Annotated in this window: 16 protein-coding genes; 4 read left to right on the top strand and 12 right to left on the bottom strand. The window is 66.6% G+C overall.

Translation table 11 applies throughout. From position 1 onward, the window contains the following. Positions 1-3 precede the first annotated feature (3 nt). Positions 4-2,847, bottom strand: a complete 2,844-nt coding sequence (locus tag EU800_RS07035) for a hypothetical protein (RefSeq protein WP_129629971.1) — start codon at positions 2,845-2,847, stop codon at positions 4-6. Between the two features lie 196 nt (positions 2,848-3,043). Here EU800_RS07035 and EU800_RS07030 point away from each other — a divergent pair, with 196 nt between their 5' ends. Continuing rightward, positions 3,044-4,465, top strand: coding sequence for a mannose-1-phosphate guanylyltransferase/mannose-6-phosphate isomerase (locus tag EU800_RS07030; RefSeq protein WP_129629969.1), 1,422 nt, complete (start codon positions 3,044-3,046; stop codon positions 4,463-4,465). Positions 4,466-4,475: 10 nt separating this feature from the next. Here the strand turns inward: EU800_RS07030 and EU800_RS07025 are convergent, their stop codons facing one another. The 6 genes from EU800_RS07025 to EU800_RS07000 all read right to left on the bottom strand — a co-directional run bounded on the left by EU800_RS07025 (position 4,476) and on the right by EU800_RS07000 (position 12,119). Further along, a complete protein-coding gene (locus tag EU800_RS07025) occupies positions 4,476-5,909 on the bottom strand; it encodes a UbiA family prenyltransferase (protein ID WP_129629967.1) in 1,434 nt (477 codons plus the stop codon). 137 nt (positions 5,910-6,046) lie between these two features. After that, a complete protein-coding gene (locus EU800_RS07020; RefSeq protein ID WP_129629965.1) occupies positions 6,047-7,318 on the bottom strand; it encodes an amidohydrolase family protein in 1,272 nt (423 codons plus the stop codon). Between the two features lie 139 nt (positions 7,319-7,457). Continuing rightward, a complete protein-coding gene (locus EU800_RS07015) occupies positions 7,458-8,399 on the bottom strand; it encodes an ABC transporter permease (protein WP_129630032.1) in 942 nt (313 codons plus the stop codon). Beyond that, the gene (locus EU800_RS07010) at positions 8,399-9,466 is read right to left on the bottom strand and encodes an ABC transporter permease (RefSeq protein WP_371685590.1); all 1,068 of its coding nucleotides are present in this window, start codon (positions 9,464-9,466) and stop codon (positions 8,399-8,401) included. Before EU800_RS07010 ends, EU800_RS07015 begins: the two co-directional genes overlap by 1 nt. After that, a complete protein-coding gene (locus EU800_RS07005) occupies positions 9,466-10,986 on the bottom strand; it encodes an ABC transporter ATP-binding protein (RefSeq protein ID WP_129629961.1) in 1,521 nt (506 codons plus the stop codon). The genes EU800_RS07010 and EU800_RS07005 overlap by 1 nt, the downstream gene beginning before the upstream one ends. 137 nt (positions 10,987-11,123) lie before the next feature. After that, complete coding sequence (locus tag EU800_RS07000) at positions 11,124-12,119, bottom strand: BMP family protein (RefSeq protein ID WP_129629959.1); 996 nt, start codon at positions 12,117-12,119, stop codon at positions 11,124-11,126. 381 nt (positions 12,120-12,500) lie between these two features. On the opposite strand from EU800_RS07000, the gene EU800_RS06995 reads away from it, so the two are divergent. After that, a complete protein-coding gene (locus EU800_RS06995) occupies positions 12,501-12,803 on the top strand; it encodes a carboxyltransferase domain-containing protein (RefSeq protein ID WP_129629957.1) in 303 nt (100 codons plus the stop codon). Here EU800_RS06995 and rfbA read toward each other — a convergent pair. The 4 genes from rfbA to rfbC are packed head-to-tail and all read right to left on the bottom strand — an operon-like array spanning position 12,789 to position 16,133. Continuing rightward, positions 12,789-13,655, bottom strand: a complete 867-nt coding sequence (gene rfbA / locus EU800_RS06990; protein WP_129629955.1) for a glucose-1-phosphate thymidylyltransferase RfbA — start codon at positions 13,653-13,655, stop codon at positions 12,789-12,791. The genes EU800_RS06995 and rfbA overlap by 15 nt on opposite strands. An 11-nt stretch (positions 13,656-13,666) precedes the next feature. After that, positions 13,667-14,524, bottom strand: coding sequence for a dTDP-4-dehydrorhamnose reductase (gene rfbD / locus EU800_RS06985; RefSeq protein WP_129629953.1), 858 nt, complete (start codon positions 14,522-14,524; stop codon positions 13,667-13,669). Next, a complete protein-coding gene (gene rfbB, locus EU800_RS06980) occupies positions 14,521-15,561 on the bottom strand; it encodes a dTDP-glucose 4,6-dehydratase (protein ID WP_129629952.1) in 1,041 nt (346 codons plus the stop codon). Before rfbB ends, rfbD begins: the two co-directional genes overlap by 4 nt. Beyond that, the gene (gene rfbC / locus EU800_RS06975; protein WP_129629949.1) at positions 15,558-16,133 is read right to left on the bottom strand and encodes a dTDP-4-dehydrorhamnose 3,5-epimerase; all 576 of its coding nucleotides are present in this window, start codon (positions 16,131-16,133) and stop codon (positions 15,558-15,560) included. The genes rfbB and rfbC overlap by 4 nt, the downstream gene beginning before the upstream one ends. Positions 16,134-16,636: 503 nt before the next feature. On the opposite strand from rfbC, the gene EU800_RS06970 reads away from it, so the two are divergent. Further along, positions 16,637-17,563, top strand: a complete 927-nt coding sequence (locus tag EU800_RS06970; RefSeq protein WP_129629947.1) for a glycosyltransferase family A protein — start codon at positions 16,637-16,639, stop codon at positions 17,561-17,563. Further along, complete coding sequence (locus EU800_RS06965; RefSeq protein WP_129629945.1) at positions 17,560-19,506, top strand: hypothetical protein; 1,947 nt, start codon at positions 17,560-17,562, stop codon at positions 19,504-19,506. Before EU800_RS06970 ends, EU800_RS06965 begins: the two co-directional genes overlap by 4 nt. On the opposite strand, the gene EU800_RS06960 is transcribed toward EU800_RS06965, so the two are convergent. Further along, positions 19,503-20,573, bottom strand: a complete 1,071-nt coding sequence (locus tag EU800_RS06960) for a glycosyltransferase (RefSeq protein WP_129629943.1) — start codon at positions 20,571-20,573, stop codon at positions 19,503-19,505. The two genes, EU800_RS06965 and EU800_RS06960, sit on opposite strands and share 4 nt — an antisense overlap. Positions 20,574-20,578 lie beyond the last annotated feature (5 nt).

The raw sequence follows: 20,578 nt of genomic DNA, 5'->3' as shown, positions 1-20,578 counted from the left end.
GCGCTACTCGACGCCCTCGAAGACGAAGACCTCGGTGGCCGCGGGCCCGAGATCCGGCACCGAGAGCTGCGGGACGAAATCCTCCGCCGACAACGTCTCCGCAACCGTCCGGACCACGCGCCCATCGACATTTGCGCTGTTCCATTCGCCCGACTGCCGGTAGCGCGTCACCTTGCGCGCGGAGTGAAGGGGCAGGTCCACCAGCACCGAACTCACGCCGTCATCCGCCGGGTCGGGATAGCCCGGCACGCGGCGCGAGACCAGGAACAGCGTCACGCGATCTGCCTTCCGCGTCGCATAGGCGGCGACCATCGGCGCCGACTCGATCGGCGCGCGGTCCCTGTCGGCCCGCACCGTGCCGGTCGGCATTTCCAGGGTTTCGACATCGAGCATGTCGCCGGTCCCGACCCTGTTGAAGAGCGCCAGAAGGTACCAGGAGGGGAAGGTCGCGCCGCCCCGATACCATTTCGCGTGTGAGGCCCAGTGGTCTCCATCGGCGTAGAGGAAAAAGGCTTGAAGGCGCATGCCGTGGCGCGCCGCCGACAGGAAGGTGTCGAGCGTCGCAGTGCCGGCCGCGGCCCCCTTCATTGCCAGCTCCTGCAACCGGGTTTCCGCCTCGGTGACCTTCCGCCCGTTCAGCCCGTTCTTCACATAGCCCGGGCCGCCTTCATAGATTCCCAGCTCGACAGGAAGACCGCGTGCCGCTGCAGCCTCGGCTGCGTCGGCGACATACCGTTCGGTATAGGGCTCCTTGCTCCGCAGCACGTTGGTCAGTACCCCGAAAAGCGACTCGGGCGTGGGCGTCGTGGGTCCGACCTTCTGCTCCCAGCCGCCGATATACCCGGTGTGAGTCAGGAACTGCGACGACGGCGACACCGACGCCGCCTTCATGCCGTAGTCGAAACCGGCCCAGCCACCGATCACCGGAACGAGCTTCGGCGCAAGCAGATCCCAATAGGGGCTCTGCCGCATCTGCGACAGGACATGTTCCTGGTAGAGCTCGTAGACCTCTCCCTTGTCATACCGGCGCCAGCGCGTCGCATCCTTCATCTCGGGGAAGATCCAGGGCTCGAAGAGCCTGTTCCAGGTCTCGTTGCCGAGTTCGAAGTAGATCCGTTCAAAATGGTCGGTCCAGGGGTCCGCATGGCCCTGGGCCACGCGCTTTTCAGCCCATGGCGCGGCCTCCGCATCCACGCCGTTCGACGGCTCCGGCGCCGCGAGATATTCGACCAGACCGCGCCATTCCTCCGGCGCCAGATGCGGCTCGATCTGGATCCAGGGCTCGGCGCCCAGCCGGTCGATTTCGCCCAGGAGCGGATAGAGCCCACGCGATGTGAGCTGCGCAAGGTCATAGCTGCGCCGGCCGGTCTTGATCAGCCCGTGGGTCCGCAGCGGCGACATGCGGGACTCTTCGAGGCGCTCGAAATCCTCGGGCAGAAACGCCATGTAGGGCGCGTCGTCGCGATAGACCCGCAGGTTGTCGATATCGAATGTGCCGGGGCCGGTAAGCATCAGTTCCATCCGGTTGACGCCGGTTCCGTCAAAGAGCGTCTTCGGAGTGAAGATGAAGCTGTAGAGCTTCCACTCCGGCGTGACACGAAAGGAGTGCGGCGCGATCGCGTCCCGGTGGGCGCCCGGCAACGAGAAGCTCACCTGCGTCAGCGCCTTGCCGCGCATCCAGACTTCGAAACGATAGGGCATGCCGGGGTGCAGCACCGGCCACCAGCTCTGCCCGGTCCCCGAATCGGTGTATCGCCCGACCGGCAGGCGGGTGCCGGGTGCCAGCGTGACCCTGAGGAAGGTGTCTCCATGCTCCCGCACCGGGCTCTCGGGGTCATGTTGAACGAGGCTCCAGTCACTGCCCGGTCCGATATCGGAGAATGGCTCCAGAAGCGGATGACGGAACAGCGCCGCCTCGCCGCCGGCATTCCAGACGCGGTTCGTGAGCAGCGCCTCCTGGTCCGTTCGCAAGAGCCGTGCGCGCAGGATCACTAGATCTCCGGCCCGGACGGAGTCGCCCTCACGGTCGAGGTCAATGGAATATCCCTCGTGCCGATCGGGCGGAATGTCCGAGCGATAAACCGCGTAGCCGCGCGCTCCGGGCACCGGATCCCACTCCAGCCGGATCGATCCGTCGGCATTCTGCCGGCCGCGCAGGGTGGCAGGGGGCGCAAGGCCGCGGCGCTCGCGTCCGAGCTCGATGTCGATCAGACCGTCGGCACTCTCGTCCGGCACCTGTTCGGGCTTGGAATAGGGCACGGCCACCGCGTCCGCTGGCGGCGACAACCGTCCACCGCGCCCGACACTGCGTACCGTAAAATGATAAATCGTGTCAGCACGCGACCATGGCGCAACGACAACGTCGACGCCGGTCCGGTCCGGTTCGACCACTTGCCCTCCGAGCTGCTGGCTCCACCCGCTCGCGTGGTAGCCGCCCGGCGCGACCCGGTCGCGGCGCACCGAACGGAAGGCGCCGTTCTCGATGCGTAATACCTCCACATCAGCCCCTTCGAAGGCACGCCCGCGCCAGGAGTCGTAATGCGACAGGTCCCGTGGCGCCGCGAGAATCCGGCGCTCCGACCCGCCCGTTGCGAGGAACATGTTGCGAAAAATGATCGGTTCGAAATTACCGCCGGGCAAAAACCGTCGGCCGTTCCCAAGTCCGGAAAGATTGGTTCCGAAGACCGGCAAGTCCGGTGTGACGATCCTGTCGGTGACCACGAAATGCGCCGTCTCCCGCTGCTGGTCCGCGCCCGCCGGTCCCGCTGCGCCGGCAAGCATCGCCAACAGACAGGCCCGCCACCCTGCCGTCCGAAACATGGCCAATGAACGCTGCCGAATCGTCACGCATGTTCTCCCGGGTCCGTCCCCATCATCACACGGTAAGCGAACCCCAGCCGGGCCGCGATGTCCACAGCGCGGCGCGTGGGCAATCAGTATCTACCCGCCGGGCTGGTCATTCGGTCTCTGACATGCGAGTCCTTCCCGCAACATCGAGTCCCTGGGCCTGCTCCCGGGGAAAGTATTGCCAGGGAGACCCATCATGATTCATCCCGTAATCCTGTGCGGTGGCTCCGGGACGCGGCTGTGGCCCTCGTCCCGCAAAGCCTATCCGAAGCAATTCGCCGCCCTTCTGGGAGAGGAGAGCCTTTACCAGAACACCCTCCGCCGCCTGACCGGCCCACAATTCGACCGGCCGCTGGTGATGACCAACGAGGATTTCCGCTTCCTCGCCTCGCAGCAGGCGTCGGATATCGGGCTCTCGGACGCCCGGATCGTTGTTGAACCCTGCTTGCGCGACACTGCACCGGCGATCCTCTGTGCCGCGCTGATCCTCGAACGCGACGAAGGGGCGGAGGCGCTGATGCTGGTCGCCCCCTCCGATCACGTCATCACCGATACACCGGCCTTTCTCGCTGCCGTCGAACGCGGCGAGCAGGCCGCGCAATCCGGCGCACTTGTGACATTCGGCATCACGCCCGACCGGCCGGAGACCGGCTATGGCTATCTCGAACTGACGGCGAAACCTGACGAGTCCGGCGCGGCCATCCCGCTCGCGAGCTTCCGCGAGAAGCCCGACGAGGAAACGGCCGCGCGGTTCTTGGCGGCCGAGAAATATCTCTGGAATGGCGGCATTTTCCTGTTCCGCGCCGGCGATGTGATCGCCGCCTTCGAGGCGCACTCCCCCGACCTCGTCGCGCCCTGCCGCGCCGCTGTTGGCGCGGCGGCGGAAGACCTCACGCTCTATCGGCTTGGCGCGGAAGACTACGCGGCGGCGGAAGCGATCTCGTTCGACTATGCGGTGATGGAGAAAGCCGACCGTGTCGCGGCCGTGCCGCTCGATTGCCAGTGGTCCGATCTCGGCTCGTGGGACGCGCTCTGGCAGGAGGAAGGGCCCGACGAAACCGGCGTGGCCACGCATGGCGCGGTCACGGCGCTCGACTGCGCCGACAGCTACCTGCGCTCCGAGGACGGCAACATGCGCGTCGTGGGGCTGGGGCTCAAGGATACCGTGGTTGTGGCGATGCGCGACGCGGTGCTGGTGGCCGACAAGTCGCGCGCGCAGGAGGTCAAGCGCGTGGTGGCGACGCTGCGCGAGGCGAAGGTTCCGCAGGCCGACGAATACCCACGCTATCACCGGCCCTGGGGCTGGTACGAGACGCTCTGCATCGCCGACCGGTTCCAGGTGAAGCGGATCATGGTGCATCCGGGCGGCAAGCTGAGCCTCCAAAGCCATCACCACCGCTCCGAACACTGGGTCGTGGTGTCCGGCACCGCCGAGGTCACCGTGGGCGAGGAGGTCAAGCTCGTCACCGAGAACCAGTCGGTCTACATACCGCTCGGCACGGTGCATCGCATGGCCAATCCGGGCAAGCTGCCAATGCTGCTGATCGAGGTTCAGACCGGAAGCTATCTCGGCGAGGATGACATCCTTCGCTACGAGGATGTCTACGGCCGCGATTAGGGTCGAATCGTCAGAAGATCGCGCTGGCGACGGCGAAGCCGACGATGACGAGGAGGCAACCCCGGCTGATCTTGTCGCGCACTGCGAAGATCACCGGGTCGTCATGCATATGGCCGCGATGCGCGATCATCACCACCCGGCTGATCCAGTAGAGCAGCACGAGGCAGATCCCCCAAAGGAAAGCCGGCGCGGAGTAGAGCTCCATGACGTTGATCGAATTGACGTAGAGCGCCATGACCAGCACCGAGACGTAGCCCGACGCGATCGCCATCATCGAGATCACCGACAGGTCGCTGGCGGTGTAGCCGCGCCCCGAGATGCCCTCCTTGTCACGGCCGATCGTGTCGACCAGTTCGGCCTGCCGCTTCACCGCGGCAAGCGACAGGAAGAAGAAGATCGAGAAGGCCAGGAGCCAGACCGAAAGCGGGATCCCGGTGGCGGTGCCGCCGGCGATGATCCTGAGCGTGTAGAGCAGAGCCAGCGTGCAGATGTCGATGATCGCACGGCGCTTGAGCACCAGCGAGTAGGCTGTCGTGGTGATGAAATAGACCGCGATGATGATGAGGAAGGGCATGCCCAGCAGGACCGAGACGAGCGTGCCCGCGCCGATCAGCCCCGCCGCCATCCAGCTTCCGTCGGCGATCGGGATGGCGCCGGCGGCAAAGGGACGGTTGCGCTTGCGCGGATGCGCGCGGTCGGCGGAGAGGTCCAGCAGATCGTTGACCACATAGACCGACGAGGCGACCAGCGAGAAGGCCAGGAAAGCGCCGAGGCTTTGCAGCAGCGTCAGCGGGATGAACTGATGGGCGGCAAGCATCGGCAGCAAGACGAGAACGTTCTTCATCCACTGATGCGGGCGCAGCGCCTTGAGATAGGGTTTCCATGATCGGTTAGCAGCGCCGACATGCTCGATCTCGGGCGCCCGGGCTGCGGCTTCGTCGCGCAGCGCCTGCGGCGCGTTGACCGTGATCGCGGTTCCGGCGCGTGCCCAGACGGCGAGGTCGGCGCGGGAATCGCCCATATAGGCAAAGTTTCCGGCGCCATAGCGCGTCTCCAGGAAGGCGGCCTTCTCCTCGCCTTTCAGATTCGTGTCGCCATCGGAGCCGTGGACCTCGTCGAAAAGGCCGAGATGCGCGGCCACCGCCTCGGCGATCGCCTGATCGGAGGCGGTGACCAGCGCCGTGCGCCCGCCGCGCGCGCGCCAGTCGCGCACCCGCTCGATCACCGCCGCGTCATAGGGAAGCGTGGTCACGTCCACGTCCGAGGCACCCGCCAGCGCCCGCTTCAGCGCAGCACGGCCTTGTGACAGCGCAGCGACGCTGCGCAACCCGCTGCGCCAGTCGCGGGACAGGGCTGACCAGAAGCTCTCGAAGAGCATGTCGGAGCGCAGGAGCGTTCCGTCGAGATCCACCGCGAGTGTCCCGGGTGCCGAAGCGTGCTGCATCTGAGGTCTGTTCCCTGCTCGAGCCGGTCTGCCGGGCGGAGACTAGCAATCACGCAGGGCGAGGCCAGTCGAAACGGCGGCGCGCCGGCGGCTTCGGCGCGACCTGTTGCAGCGGGGGCAATGCCGCGCGCCGCGTGTCACGTACTGGGGTCGAGCGTCTCGGGGCGTCCGGACATGGCGAGACGGGCGGTGCTGGCCGGCGTCTCGGCGATGACCTTGCCACGGCGGATCACGAAGAGCCGGGTGGCGCGCAGGCGGATCGCCTCGATCGGGTCAGGCGCCTGGAGGACGACCAGATTGGCCTTGCAGCCCTTGGCAAGCCCGTAACCCTCAAGCCCCATGATCTCGGCCGAGTTCACCGTCACGGCGTCGAAGCACCAGCGCATGTCCGCGCGCGAGGACAGCTGGCCGACATGGAGCCCCATGGCGGCGACGTCGAGCATGTCGGCGCAGCCGAGCGAATACCACGGGTCCTTCACGCAATCCGAGCCGAATCCCACTGTCAGCCCGGCATCGCGCAGCTCGCGCACCCGGGTCTGGCCGCGGCGTTTCGGGTAGGTGTCGTGGCGGCCCTGGAGCATGATGTTGATGAGAGGGTTGGGGATCACCCGGAGCTCGCTCTCTGCCATCAGCGCGATGAGCTTGGAGACGTAGTAATTGTCCATCGAGTGCATCGATGTGAGATGCGAACCGGCGACCCGCCCCTGGAGCCCGAGCCGCTGCGTCTCGTAGGCGAGCGCCTCGACATGGCGCGAATGCGGATCGTCGCTCTCGTCGCAATGCATGTCGACCATCAGCCCGCGCTCGGCGGCAATCTCACAAAGGCGGCGGACGGACTCCGTGCCGTCCGACATGGTGCGCTCGAAATGCGGAATGCCGCCGACCACGTCCACGCCCATGTCGAGGGCGCGGATTGTGTTCTCCATCGCCGTCTTGTCGCGCAGCACGCCGTCCTGCGGGAAAGCGACGAGTTGCAGGTCGAGATAGTCCTTCACCTTCTCGCGGACTTCGAGGAGGGCCTGCACGCCGGTCAGACGGTCGTCGCACGTGTCGACATGGGAGCGGATCGCACCGATCCCCATCGACACGGCAATGTCGCAATAGGCCAGCGCGCGCTCGACGATCTCCTCGACGGTCTGGATCTCCTTCAATTCACCCCAGAGGGCAATGCCTTCGAGCAGGGTCCCCGACTCGTTCATCCGAGGCCGTCCGAGCGAGAGCGTCGCGTCCATGTGGAAATGCGGGTCGATGAAGGGTGGCGAGACGAGGCGGCCGGTGGCGTCGATAGTGCGGGCGGCCTCGGCGGTGATTCCGGGCTCGATGGCAGTGATCGTGCCATTCGCGCAGGCGATATCGGTGCCGGTGGTTCCGTCAGGGAGCGTGGCGTGTTTGATCAGGAGGTCGAGCATAGGAGGCTCCCGGGGCGTGTTTGAGTGAGAAGGGCGGCGCCGGAACCGCGGGGTGGGCGAGAAGCGCCCTCCCGAGGGGAGGGGCGGGCGCGGCGCGGCCTTGCGGCCGGGCGATAGGGGATCGAACGGCGGCCCATTCCTACCGCTGCCCCTTGAACCAGGGTTGCAACAGCGCCCGCGGGTAATCGGCCTTCCGCGCCGCGAGAATCAGCGCGATGATCGAAAGCACATAGGGCACCATCAGGAAGACTTGCCCCGGCACGATGGCGCCGGCCATGGTCTGGAGCCTAACCTGCAACGCGTCGAACATGCCGAAAAGCAGTGCCCCGAGGAGCGCCTTACCCGGCTGCCAGGAAGCAAAGATCACCAGCGCGATACAGATCCAGCCGCGCCCGTTGACCATGCCGAAGAAGAAGGCGTCGAAGGCCGACATGGTGAGGAACGCACCGCCGAGCGCCATCAGCGCGGAGCCCGCCACCACCGCGCCGATGCGCAGGCGGTACACCGAGAGGCCCTGCGCATTCACCGCGTCCGGGTTGTCGCCCACCGCCTTGATCGCGACGCCAAGCGCGGAGCGATCCATCAGCCACCAGACGAGCGCGACCATCAGCAAGGCCAGCCAGGTCAGCGCGGTCTGCTGGAAGAGGACCGGGCCGAGGAAGGGCAGGTCCGACAGGACCGGAATGTCGAGCGCGCGGAAGGGCTCGATGCGCGGGGGCGTGGAGACCTGCGGGAAGGCGGTGCGATAGGTGAAGGACATGAGCGCAGTGGCGAACATGGTTATGCCAAGCCCCGAGACATGCTGCGAGAGGCCCAGGGGCACGGTGAGAATCGCGTGGAACAGCCCGAAGAACGCGCCTGCGAGCGCCGCGGCGATCACACCGAGCCAGAGCGAGCCGGTGAGGTAGGTCACCAGCCACCCCATCATCGCCCCGGCAACGAAGATCCCCTCGATACCGAGGTTCAGGACACCTGCGCGCTCGCACATGAGAGCGCCGAGTACGCCGAAAATGAGCGGCGTGGCGATGCGCAGCGACGCCGCCCAGAAGCTCTCGGAGAGGAAGATCTGCAGGAGGTCCATCATGCGTCGGCCTCCCGGCGGATACGGCGGATCCGGAACCGCGCGAAGAAGCCGCCAAGCAACACGCAGATCAGCGACATCGAGACGGTCAGATCGGCGAGGAAGGAGGAGACGCCCATTGCCCGACTCATGGAGTCGGTGCCGACGAAAACGGAGGCGATGAAGAGCGCCGCGAAGACAACACCAACTGGCGAGAGCCCGGCCAGCATCGCGACGACGATGCCGGTATAGCCGAAGCCCGGCGAAAGGTCGGCGGTGAGGTAGCCCTTGAGCCCGGCCACTTCGGAGACGCCGGCAAGCCCGGCCAGCGTTCCCGAGGCAAAGGCGACCGAGAGGAAGATGCGGCGCACCGGCATGCCCGCATGGCGCGCGGCGGCGGCGTTCTCGCCGACCGCGCGGATCTGCAGGCCCCATATCGTCATCGCCAGGATGACATGGGCGACGAGCGCCATCGCGATGGCGAGCAGGAACCCCGCATGCAGGCGCATCTTGGCGATGAGTTGCGGCAGGGCGGCGGCATCGATGATCGGCTCGGATTGCGGCCAGCCGAGCGACATCGGATCCTTCAGCGGCCCCTCGAGCATCATCTGGACGAAGATCAGGATGATGAAGTTGAGGAGCAGCGAGGTCACCACCTCGTCGGCACCGAAGCGCGTCTTGAGCCAGGCCGGGCCGAGCATCCCGAGCCCGCCCGCGACGGCGCCCGCGACCAGCACCAGCGGAATCATCAGCGCGGCCGGCCCGTCGACCGCGCCCGACCCGACCCACACCGCCGCCATCGCGCCGAGATAAAGCTGACCCTCGCCGCCGATGTTCCAGAGCCGCGCGCGAAAGGCGACGGCCGCGGCCAGGCCGGTGAAGATCAGCGGCGTGGCCCGGGTCAGCATCTCGGTAAAGGCGAAGAGCGAGCCGAAGACACCGGTGACCATCTGGCCGTAGGCCGCGAAGATCGGTGCGCCGGCGAAGGCCAGCGGGATCGCGGCCAGTAGGAGCGAGGCGACGGCGGCGATCACCGGAACGCCGGCGGTCAGCAGGCCGGAGGGGCGGTCCCTTGGAACAATCTCGATCATGCCGCGTGCCCCGCCATGAGCTGGCCGATGGACGCGCGGTCCCGGCTTTCGGTTTCGACAAGCGCGCCGGAATGCATCACCAGGATGCGGTCGGCGAGCGAGAGGATCTCGTCGAGATCCTCGGAGATCAGGATCACCCCGGCACCGCGGTCGCGCGCGGCGATCAGCCGGCGGCTAACCTCGGCGCTGGCGCGGAAGTCGAGCCCCCGCGTCGGCTGGTTGGCGAGGATCACGGCGGGGTCGGTTTCAAGCACCCGGGCGAGGATCAGTTTCTGAATGTTGCCGCCGGACAGAAGCGCGGCGCGGGAATGGATGCCAGGGCCGCGCACGTCATAGGCAGCGCTCAGCGCCTCGGCATTCTCCGCCATCGCGCCGCGCCGGAGGAAGCCCCGGCGCTGCACATCCGCGGAGCCGAGCCGCTCGATCACGAGATTCTCGGCCACGCTCATCGCGGCGACGATCCCGTCATGGTGGCGATCCTCGGGAATGCGCCCGACCCCGTGCGACAGCGCAAGGCGCGGCGTAAGCGCGGTCAGCCGTTCGCCGCCGACTTCGATCGCGCCGGAATCGGGGACAAGGAGGCCTGAGAGCACGCCCGCCAGCGCGCTCTGCCCGTTGCCCGAGACGCCGGCGATCCCGACGATCTCGCCGCGGCGCAGGTCGAGCTGCACCTCCTTCAGCCCGCGCGAGTCGCGCCCCGGCCGGATCGTGACAGTGTCGAGCCGCAGCACCGTTTCGCCGGGGGTGCCCGCCGTCCGTTCCGGCGCGTCATGCGCTTCGCCGATCATCATTCGGATGATCGCGTCGGCATCGGCCTCCGAGGTCACCATCTCGCCGGTCTTCCGTCCGTGCCGGAGCACCGCGATCCTGTCGGAAAAGGCAAGCACTTCCCGGAGCTTGTGGGAGATGAAGATGACCGACAGCCCCCTGCCCACCATGCCGCGGATCGCCGCGAAAAGCCCATCGGCCTCCTGTGGGGTGAGCACCGCGGTGGGTTCGTCGAGCACGAGGATGCGGACGTCGCGGTAGAGCGCCTTGAGGATCTCGACCCGCTGCCGCTCGCCGACCGAGAGTTCGCGGATGCGAGCGTCGAGCGGCGCGACAAGGCCGGATTCGGCCATCAGCGCCTCAAGCTTCTCGCGGGCGGCCCGGCGGTTGCGGCCCGGGCGCAGCAGCGGTTCGGTCCCAAGCAGGATATTGTCGATGACGGAGAGGTTCTCGGCCAGGGTGAAGTGCTGGTGGACCATGCCGATCCGCGCCTCGATCGCCGCCTGCGGCTGGCCGGGCGGAAGGACGTGCTCTCTTCCCTCCGCGTCCCAGACATGGACGCTGCCGGAATCAGCCGTGTACTGGCCGAAGAGCATGTTCATCAGCGTGGTCTTGCCGGCCCCGTTCTCGCCCAGAAGCGCCAGCACCTCGCCGCGGCCGAGTTCGAGGTCGATATGGTCGGCCGCGGTAACGGGGCCGAAGCGCTTGGTCATGCCACGGAGCGAGAGGACAGGGCGGGGAGTGTTCATTGCACGGCAGTCGCACGGCTCGAGGAGGGCAGCGCCCGTCCCGGGGTGGGTGTGAAGCGCCCGCCCATCGGGCGGGGCGGGCGCTGCCCGGCGTTGCCGCCGGGCGACACATCAGCGGCGTCAGCACCGCCATTCTCTCACATGTCCGAAACCGGCGCCTCGTCGTTCACCTCGACGGTGAAGTCACCGGACAGAATCGCCGCCTCTTTGGCCTTCACGGCGTCAAGCACCTCCGCCGGCACCAGCGTCTCGTCGACCACGACCGAGCCGCCGCCATATTCCATGTAGGAATAGACGCCGTAATCCGCGGCCTCGAAGGTTCCCGCGGCGACTTCGGCGATCGCCTTGTCGATGGTCGGCTCCATGTGCCAGATCGCCGAGGCGAGGATCGTTTTCGGGTAGTCCGCCGAGGTATCGATCACGTTGCCGACCGCCGTCACGCCGCGCTCCACAGCGGCGTCCGAAACGCCGAAACGCTCGGCATACATCACGTCGGCGCCCGCATCCATCATCGCGAAGGCGCTCTCCTTGGCCTTCGGCGGATCGTACCAGCTGTCGATGAAGTTCACCAGGAACTTCACGTCCGGGTTCACCTCCCGCGCACCTTCCATGAAGGCGTTCATCAGGCGGTTCACCTCGGGGATCGCGTAGCCGCCGACCATGCCGATCACGTTCGATTCGGTCGCCTCGCCCGCGATCATGCCGGTCAGATAGGACGGCTCGTGGATGTAGTTGTCGAAGACCGAGAAATTCGGCGCCTCGGGTCCGAAGGACGAGCCCATCAGGAAGGCGGTCTCGGGATAGTCCGCCGCCACACTACGCGCGGCGCGCTCCAACCCGAACACCTCGCCGACGATGAGCTGCTGTCCGGCCTCCGCATATTCCCGCATCACCCGCTCGTAATCGGTGTTCGCCACGTTCTCGGAGAAGAGGTAATCGATGTCGCCCCGCTCGGCGGCAGCGTTGAGCGCCTTGTGGATTCGGCTGATCCACTGCTGCTCCACCGGCAATGTGAAGATCGCCGCCACTTTCACCTTGTCCGCGGCAAGCGCGCCGCCGCTGGTGGTGACAAGTGTCAGGGCGGTCGCCCCGGCAAGCAGCGCCCGCCGTCCGATCCGTGTCGTTATTTTCATTCTGGGTACCTCCGTGTCCGCCGGGAACCTGCCCCGTGATCCGCTCGGGATCAGAACGGTCCGCACCGTCCTTGGCAATTCCTCGCTGCAACTTACCCGTATCCGGTCCGCATGGGAAATGGTCTCCGGTCAGGTTGCGCATCCATTGGGCGGAAATCGCCTCAAAATTGTGCAACGTCACGCAGAGCAGCCGCGGGCGCCGAAAGGCGGCGTCGCGCATTTGCCGGAGCCGCCCGGCGCATCAGTCCTGGATGACCTGTTGAGAGTTCCTGTAGCTCTGGTGGAGACCTTGCCCTGTGCGCCGTCCGCGGACAATCGCGTTGAAACTGCCGACGACTTCCGCCCCCTCATGACCGCGTCACCCGGCAACCGGAAACTCCAATGTCCGACGGATCCGCCCTCGATATTCCGCAGATCGCCCCTCTCGGGCTCAAAGGGATGCTCATGCGCTTTTCGAACCATTTTTCGGAAAGCACCAACCGGGCCGCGCTGGCGTTTCGAGCGGAAGCGGAAGCGCTGGACCTGCCCGGTCTCGAGGAAACCGCCTGTTCCCTGGGCGCCGTCTCCCTGCGCCTCGATCCCGCGAGATTGCCCCATGCCGAGCTCCGGTCTACGCTGGTCGTCTGCCGTCGCCTCTGTCGCAATCCGACTGCCTGGAGCGGCCAGAGACTATTCCAGAAGTGACTTCAGATAAGCCCCGTAGTTCGATTTCTTGTACTTCTCGGCGCGGACAGACAGGGCGTCGTCGTCGATCCAGCCCTGCGACCAGGCGATCTCGTCCGGACTGCCCGACTGCATGCCCTGCCGCTCGGTCAGGGTGCGAACGAAGTTTCCGGCATCGAGCAGGGAACCATGCGTGCCGGTGTCGAGCCAGGCGAAGCCACGGCCCATGGTTTCGACATCGAGCATCTCATCTGCGAGATACATCTCCAGGAGCGTCGTGATCTCCAGCTCGCCGCGCTCGGAGGGCTGGACCTCGCGGGCGCGGTTCGGCGCGTCGCCGTCGAGGAAATAGAGCCCGGTGACCGCGAAGCGAGACGGCGGCACCTTCGGCTTCTCGACGATATGGCGCACCTTGCTGCCCTCGAAGGCAACGACGCCATAGCGTTCGGGATCGGCCACGCGATAGGCAAAGACGGTGCCACCTGTCCTTCGGGCGTCGGCCGAGGCCAGCAGGTCCGGCAGGCCGTGACCGAAGAAGATGTTGTCGCCGAGGATCATCGCAGAGGGAGCCCCTGCCAGGAAATCCTCGCAGAGTGTATAGGCCTGCGCGAGCCCGTCGGGCGAATTCTGGACCACCCAGGTGATGGAAATGCCGTATTGGCTGCCGTCACCGAGCGCCCGCTGGAATTGTTCCTGGTCCTGCGGCGTGGTGATGATCGCGATCTCGCGGATCCCTGCCAGCATCAGCACGCTGAGCGGATAGAAGATCATCGGCTTGTCGTAAACCGGCAGCAGCTGTTTGGAGACCGCCATGGTGATCGGGTAGAGCCGCGTGCCGGAACCGCCGGCGAGGATGATGCCCTTGCGTTGCATGTCCTGTCCTTTTAGGTCGCGCCGAGCTCGGCGAGAACCGCTGCGAGGCCGGCTCGCCAATCAGGGCGGGCGATGCCGTGGGTCTCGGCGATCCGCGAGCAGTCGAGCCGGGAGTTGAGCGGGCGCGCCGCCGGAGTCGGGTAGGCGGTGGTGGGAATGTCCTCGACCGCCACGGAGCGTCCGGCCTGAGCGAAGATCTCGCGGGCGAAACCGGCCCAGCTTGCGTCCGGCTGCCCCGAGAAATGGAAGAGGCCGCCAGGGGCCGAGGGGCCGGCTTTCGCAAGAGTCAGTAGCGCTTCGGCAATGTCGGCCGCGGGCGTCGGCCCACCGATCTGGTCGGCGACGATTGTGAGCCTGTCGCGGCTCTCGGCCAGCCGCAGCATCGTCTTGACGAAATTCCCGCCATGGGCGGAGAAGACCCAGGAGGTGCGCAGGATCACGTGCGGCCCACCGGCCGCCGCCACCTGCCGCTCGCCGTCGAGCTTTGTGGCGCCGTAGACGCCCAGCGGGCCGGTCGCGTCGCCGGTCGCCCAAGGCTCGTGACCGGAGCCATCAAAGACATAGTCGGTCGAGACGTGCAGGAAAGGGATGCCGCGCTCTGCCGCCGCCCGCGCCATGGCCCCCGGCGCTTCGGCATTGATCGCCTGCGCCAGCTCCGGCTCGCTCTCGGCCCTGTCGACGGCGGTATAGGCAGCGGCATTGATCACCACATCGGCCGCGGCCGTGCGAACCGCTTCGGCGCAGCTCGTGGGATCGGCAAGGTCGATCTCGGGCCGCGCCAGCGCCTCGGCCGCGATCCCGTGGGCCGCCGCGCGGCGCAGGATCTCGGTCGCGACCTGCCCGGTCCGGCCTATGACCAGCGCTTTCATTTCGCGACTCCGAGCCGCTCTCCCACGCCCGTGCGCGCCTGAAGCTTCCGCCACCAGGGCTCGTTGTCGAGATACCAGCGCACGGTCTGTTCCAGCCCGGTCTCGGGCGTGTGCGACGGCCGCCAGCCGAGCTCCGCCCGGATCCGCGCGGGATCGATCGCGTAGCGGCGGTCATGGCCGGGCCGGTCCGTGACGAAGGTGATGAGGTCAGCGTAGGGCTGCGCGCCGGGCCTGAGCCGGTCCAGGATAGTGCAGAGCATTCGCACGAGGTCGAGATTGGTCATCTCGTTCTCGCCGCCGATATTGTAGGACCGCCCAAAAGCACCCTTCTCCAGCACGAGGAGCAGCGCCTCGGCGTGGTCCTCGACATGCAGCCAGTCGCGGATGTTGTCTCCCTTTCCGTAGATCGGGATCGGCTCGCCCGCCAGCGCCTTCAGGATCACAACCGGGATGAGCTTTTCCGGGAACTGGAACGGGCCGTAATTGTTGGAGCAGTTTGTCAGAACCACGGGCAGGCCGTAAGTCTCGTGCCAGGCGCGCACGAGATGGTCGGAGCCCGCCTTGGAGGCCGAATAGGGCGAGTTCGGCCTGTAGGGGCTCTCCTCGGTGAAAAAGCCTGTTTCGCCCAACGAGCCGAAAACCTCGTCGGTCGAGATGTGGTGGAAGCGGAAACCCTCGGGCTTGCCGCGCGCATTCCAATGAGCGCGGGCGGCCTCCAACAGAACGTAGGTGCCAGCGATGTTGGTCTCGATGAATGCCGCCGGGCCGTCGATCGAACGGTCGACATGGCTTTCGGCGGCCAGGTGCATGATCGCGTCCGGGGCGTGGCGTTCCAGAATCGACGCCATCGCGGCTGCGTCGCGGATATCGGCCTGCTCGAAGGTATAGCCCGACGCATCGGCCACTTCGGCGACATTGTCGAGGCAGGCAGCATAGGTCAGCACGTCGAGATTGACCACTTCGTGGCCATCGGCAATGGCGCGGCGGATCACGGCTGACCCGATGAAGCCGGCGCCGCCAGTGACGAGAATCTTCATGTCGTTGCCTCGTAGGTGAACGGGCTCTCGATCTCGCCGAGCAGCGGTGCGGCGGCATCCTTGCCCGAGAGTTGCGGTTCGTGGCCCGAGAGGGGCCAGTCGATGCCGATCTCCGGGTCGTCCCACCGGATCGCGCCCTCGGTCTCGGGCGCGTAGGTGTCAGAGCACTTGTAGACGATCTCGGTGCCCGGCTCGAGCGTCACGAAACCATGTGCGAAGCCTGCCGGAACCAGCAGCATGTGCCCGTTCTCGAAGCTCAACTCCGCGCCGACCCACTTGCCGAAACTGGGCGAGCCCCGGCGGATGTCCACCGCCACGTCGAAGAGCCGTCCCCGCCCGCAGCGCACAAGCTTGGCCTGTGCCCGGGGCGGCGCCTGAAAATGCAACCCCCGGATCGTGCCCACGCGCTCGGACAGCGAATGATTGTCCTGAACGAATGGTGTGTCGATCCCCGCCGCGGCGAAGCTGTCACGGTTGTAGGTCTCCGAAAAGAACCCCCGCGCGTCTCCGAACCGCTGCGGCGCGATCAGGAGGACCTCCGGGATGGCCAGCGGCGAAATATCAAGTCCCATCAAACAACGTCCAGCTTCTGCGCCCGGGTTGTCCGGGCGAGTGAAATTCCTTCGGCCCGGTCATGGCAACAACCCGGCCCGACTGTCAACCGGAAGCAGGACACCCGGTTCGGGCCGCGCGCCTGAGCCCGCCGAGGTCTCCGCGCTTCGCCGGGCGACATCTTGACATTCGCCGACCGCAACCAGCGCATTCCGGTCAAATGCCGTCTGGTACAGGGCCACTTCGCCGGCACATGGCGCGGGCAGACTCTTTCTCGCCGTCACTTTCAAAGCAGTAAAGACGACGATCTTCGTCTCACACCCCCGGCGATCCTGCCGTGGGTCGACAATGATATTCTGTTGGAGGGCGGACCGGCCGACGCCGCAGCCGGAAGCGGCCGCGTCCGAGCGACCACACCGCAGTGGCGGGGTTGAGTTCCGCCTTGGCATCGCAGAGAATCGACTCGCCGAGCGGCGAGACATCGTCTCCCTCCCGTCCCTTGTTCAGCCCGGAGGCTCCGCACATGACTGACCCCGGTCCAGCCCGTATCGGCATCGTCCTGCCGGATGCGGCGACGCCGGTTCTGGTCCGTCGAGCGCTTGAGAGCATCGCATCGCAGAGTTTCCGCGACTGGCACCTTGTGATCGTGGAGACGGCCAACGCATCCGGAAGCCTGGCGGAGGCGCTTCCCGATCCCACAGATCCGCGCATCACACTGCTGCCGTCCGAAGAGAACGAGGTCGCGGCCGCCGCGATCAATCGTGGCCTTGCGGCGCTCGAAACCGAACTCGCGATCATCCATGCCGAGCGCGACAGTTGGGCACCGGACTTCCTGCATGTGATGGCACGGACCTTTGACCGGATGAACGCGGCGCTGCCTGGCCTGAAGGGCGTCGTCTCCGGCGTGGCCAGTGTGGAGGAGTCCGTCACCGGCAACCATGTCCGCATTGACTCGGTGCGCGACTGGCGTCCGCCAGGTCTTCGCGACGACCTGAGGAATGGTGTGTTCGACATCCGCCGCAGCATCGCCGCCAACCCGTTCCCGGCGATCGCCTTCCTTTTCGACCGACAGGCGGCAGTCGACGTCGGCCTCTACGACACGACTCTGCCGGTCCTTGCCGAGTGGGATTTCCACCAGCGTTTCTGTCTCGAAAATGACGTCTGGGTCCATACCGAGAGGCTCGCCTTCCACCGCTGCGCCACTGACCGGACAGACCCGTCTGAGAGCGCGGCCTTCCGCGCGCTTCTGACCAACCGCTGGATTCGCCGGGAGGGAGCGACGGGGCTCGGCACGCTTCAGGTCCTGCAGGCTCTGGCAGCGCAAGGGACGCCCGAGTCGTCCGCCGGCGGAATGGACAGCGACGTTGCCCTGCCGTCGCAGAAGAAGTCCAGAGGGCCGGTCGGCGACGCGTTGTCCCGGTTCAACCGGCTTCGGAAGCGCTGGGTATGACAGGCTGGGCCGAGCTGACGGAGGATGTCGAGGTCGTGACCTTCGATGTCTTCGATACGCTGCTGCACCGCAAGGTCCGTGCGCCGGTCGATGTCTTCGAACTGGTTCGGCTCAAGGCTTTCGAGAGCGATTTCGCCCTGCAACATCAAGCGTTTCTGGACGGATATGCCGCCGCGCGACGCGATGCGGAACGAGCCGCGCGACGCGCGCGCGAGGCCCGATCCGGGGACACCGAGATCCGTCTCGACGAGATATTCGCGCAGATGCGGGACGATCACGACCTGCCCGACGCGCTGGTGCGCTTCCTCAAGGCGACCGAACTGTCGCTCGAGGACACGCTGCTCTTTGCGAGCCCGGAGGGGCTGGAGCGCTACACGGCCGCACGCACCGCGGGACGCAAGCTCGGTTTCCTGAGCGACATGTATCTGCCGTCGGAGTGGATCCTCGGCAAACTGGAACGGGCTGGCTTTCAGGGCGCAACGGAACTGCCGCTCTTCGTCTCCGGTGAACATCGGGTCACGAAACGCTCCGGCCAACTCTACCGGCTGGCCGCGGCGGCACAGGACTGGCCCCTCTCACCGGCCTGGCTACATGTTGGTGACAACCGACGTGCCGATGTAGAGATGGCGGACGGGCTCGGACTTCGGACCGAATTCGCGACCTGGGCTGACGTCGCGAATACAGCGCAACCCGAGGAGTCAACCTTCGGCGGCAATGCTGTCGCCGCAATCGCCGGCTTTGCCGAGTGCCGCCCGTCGCGCATCTTCCAGCCCGAGGGCACGCTCGAGCAGATCGGCTACCGGTCGTTCGGGCCGCTGCTCTTCGGCTTCACTCTCTGGCTGGCCTGGCAGAGCCGGCGCCTCAGTCTCGGCAAGCTGCTTTTCATCGCCCGCGACGGCCGCCTGCCGTTCCGCCTCTTCGAGATGATCAGGTCGTCCGCCGGATGCGACGCTGTCGAAGCCGAGTATTTCTACATGTCGCGGCAGGTGGGCTATCTCACAGGGATGCGCGAGTGGGACAGCGAGCAGACCCGCCGGATCACCATAGGCCGCCGCCCCAAGAGCGCCCGACGCTCCTTCGGCGCGGTCGGCCTTGACGCCGTGGACCATCTCGAGGAGCTCGCCCGCTTCGGCATCGAAGACATCGACAGGCCAGTTGCACCGTCCGAGTCCTGGCGCGTGGCCAAGGCTCTCGATGCGGTTCACATGGAGGTTCTTCAGAAAAACGCCTCGGCCCGCGCAGACCTGCAGACCTATTACCAGCAGGCGCTCGGGGACGCGAAGCGGGTAGGCTTTGTCGATATCGGCTGGGTCGGCAACATCCAGAGGCTCTTCGCAAATTCCCTGACCGAGCCGGGCGACCGGGACCGGCTGATCGGACTCTATCTCGGAATGCTGCCGGGTGCCGCCTTCAACGAGGCGCGCGGCCTCCAAATGGAAGGCTTCATGACCAGCGGCCCGGAGCGCGACCGGGTGCAGGCGGCGCTCCATGCCGGCGGTCTGCAGCTCCTGGAATTCGCCATGACCGCAGATCATGGCACCACGGTCGGCCTCGAGCGCGACAGCGACGGCCGGATCGTCGCCGTGCTCGAGACGCCTTCGCGGGAAGAGGTGGAGTATGCCGGCAAGGCCATGCGCGTGCAGCAGGGCATCACACGTTTCGTGGAGGAACATCTCTACCTGCTCGACCATTTCTCGCCCGAGACCCTCGCGCGCCAGTGCTGGGGCGAGCCGCTGCTGCGGCTGGTCGAGCACCCGACGCCGGAGGAAGCAAGGGCGCTGGCCGGCCTCACCCATTCCGACGCGCTCGGCTCCAATTCCGAGCGGCTGCCGCTGGTCGTTCCGCTCACCGGCTGGCGGCGTCACCTGCCATCGCAGCGGCGCCAGGCATGCACCGCTTCCTATTGGAAGGGCGGCTTCGACGCGCTCTGCCCAGCCGGTTAGGCGCGGCCTCTGAACCGATTCAGGAAACGGGCGGCGGCGCCCGCCCGCCGTTTCGGTGTCCGCGCGACCGACTCGTCAAGCCCGGCGCAGAAGCTCTCGAAATCGCCTGATTTCGCCGATGCCAGAAGCTCCGCCGTCCTCCGGCCGATGCGGCGGCGCATGTCGGGATCATCGATCTCGTCCGCTTCATGCAGCGCAACGACGCCATCGATGGCCGCGAAGAGGTTGGTGCGAAGGTCGTCCGGACATTTTCGTCCGATCCAGGAGAGCTGCCGCGCCGCCCAGACCAGAAGGTCGCTGCGGAACTCGGCGTCCTGTCCGGTCTCCTCGATCCAGCGCTTGATGATCGCATGGTGCGCGAACATGCGCAGCAGGCGGGCATCCACCGCGGAGGTGGTCTGGCCGATCCGGCCCACCCGATGCCGGCAGAGCCGCGCATCGACCAACGCCGCGCGGTTGGCCGACAGAGTGGTGAACCAGTGGAACGGGTTGTCCTCGTAGAAGAACGGCCCCACCGGAAACCTGATGTCGTGGTCATTAAGAAACCGCGCGGAATAGATCTTACGCCAGGGCACCGCGTTCAGCGCCAGCAGCCGCCGGCGTCCGGCGGTGTCGAGTTCGAGGACACCCTCCGAGGCGATTTCCGCCCATCGGGCCGCGTCGGAGGGAAGGCCGGTCTCGCCAGTCTCGGTGTCCAAGTTGAAATAGGAGCAGATCGCGAGATCCGCGTCGGCCGACACGGCCGCCTCCAGCAGGCGAGCGAACATCGTCGGATCGTAGCGGTCATCGCCGTCGGCGAAGCCGATATATCGCCCGGTTGCCAAATCGATTCCCGCATTGGCCGCCGTCGCAACGCCACCGACCGAGTTCTCCTCCAACAGCACCGGACGGATCCGTGCGTCCCGCGCCGCCCAGTCGCGGATAATGTCGGGCGTCCCGTCGCGCGAGCCATCGTCGACGACGATGATCTCGAGGTCCGGCAGCGTCTGCGCGGCGATATCCGCGAGGCAGTCGTCGATGTACCGCTCGATATTGTAGGATGTCACGACGACCGAGATTTCTGGCATGGCAC

The organism is Tropicimonas sp. IMCC6043 (genome assembly GCF_004146235.1).
Classification (GTDB): Bacteria; Pseudomonadota; Alphaproteobacteria; order Rhodobacterales; family Rhodobacteraceae; genus Tropicimonas.
Note: the sequence above shows the minus strand (reverse complement) of the source record. Positions and strands in the feature narration are given on the sequence as shown.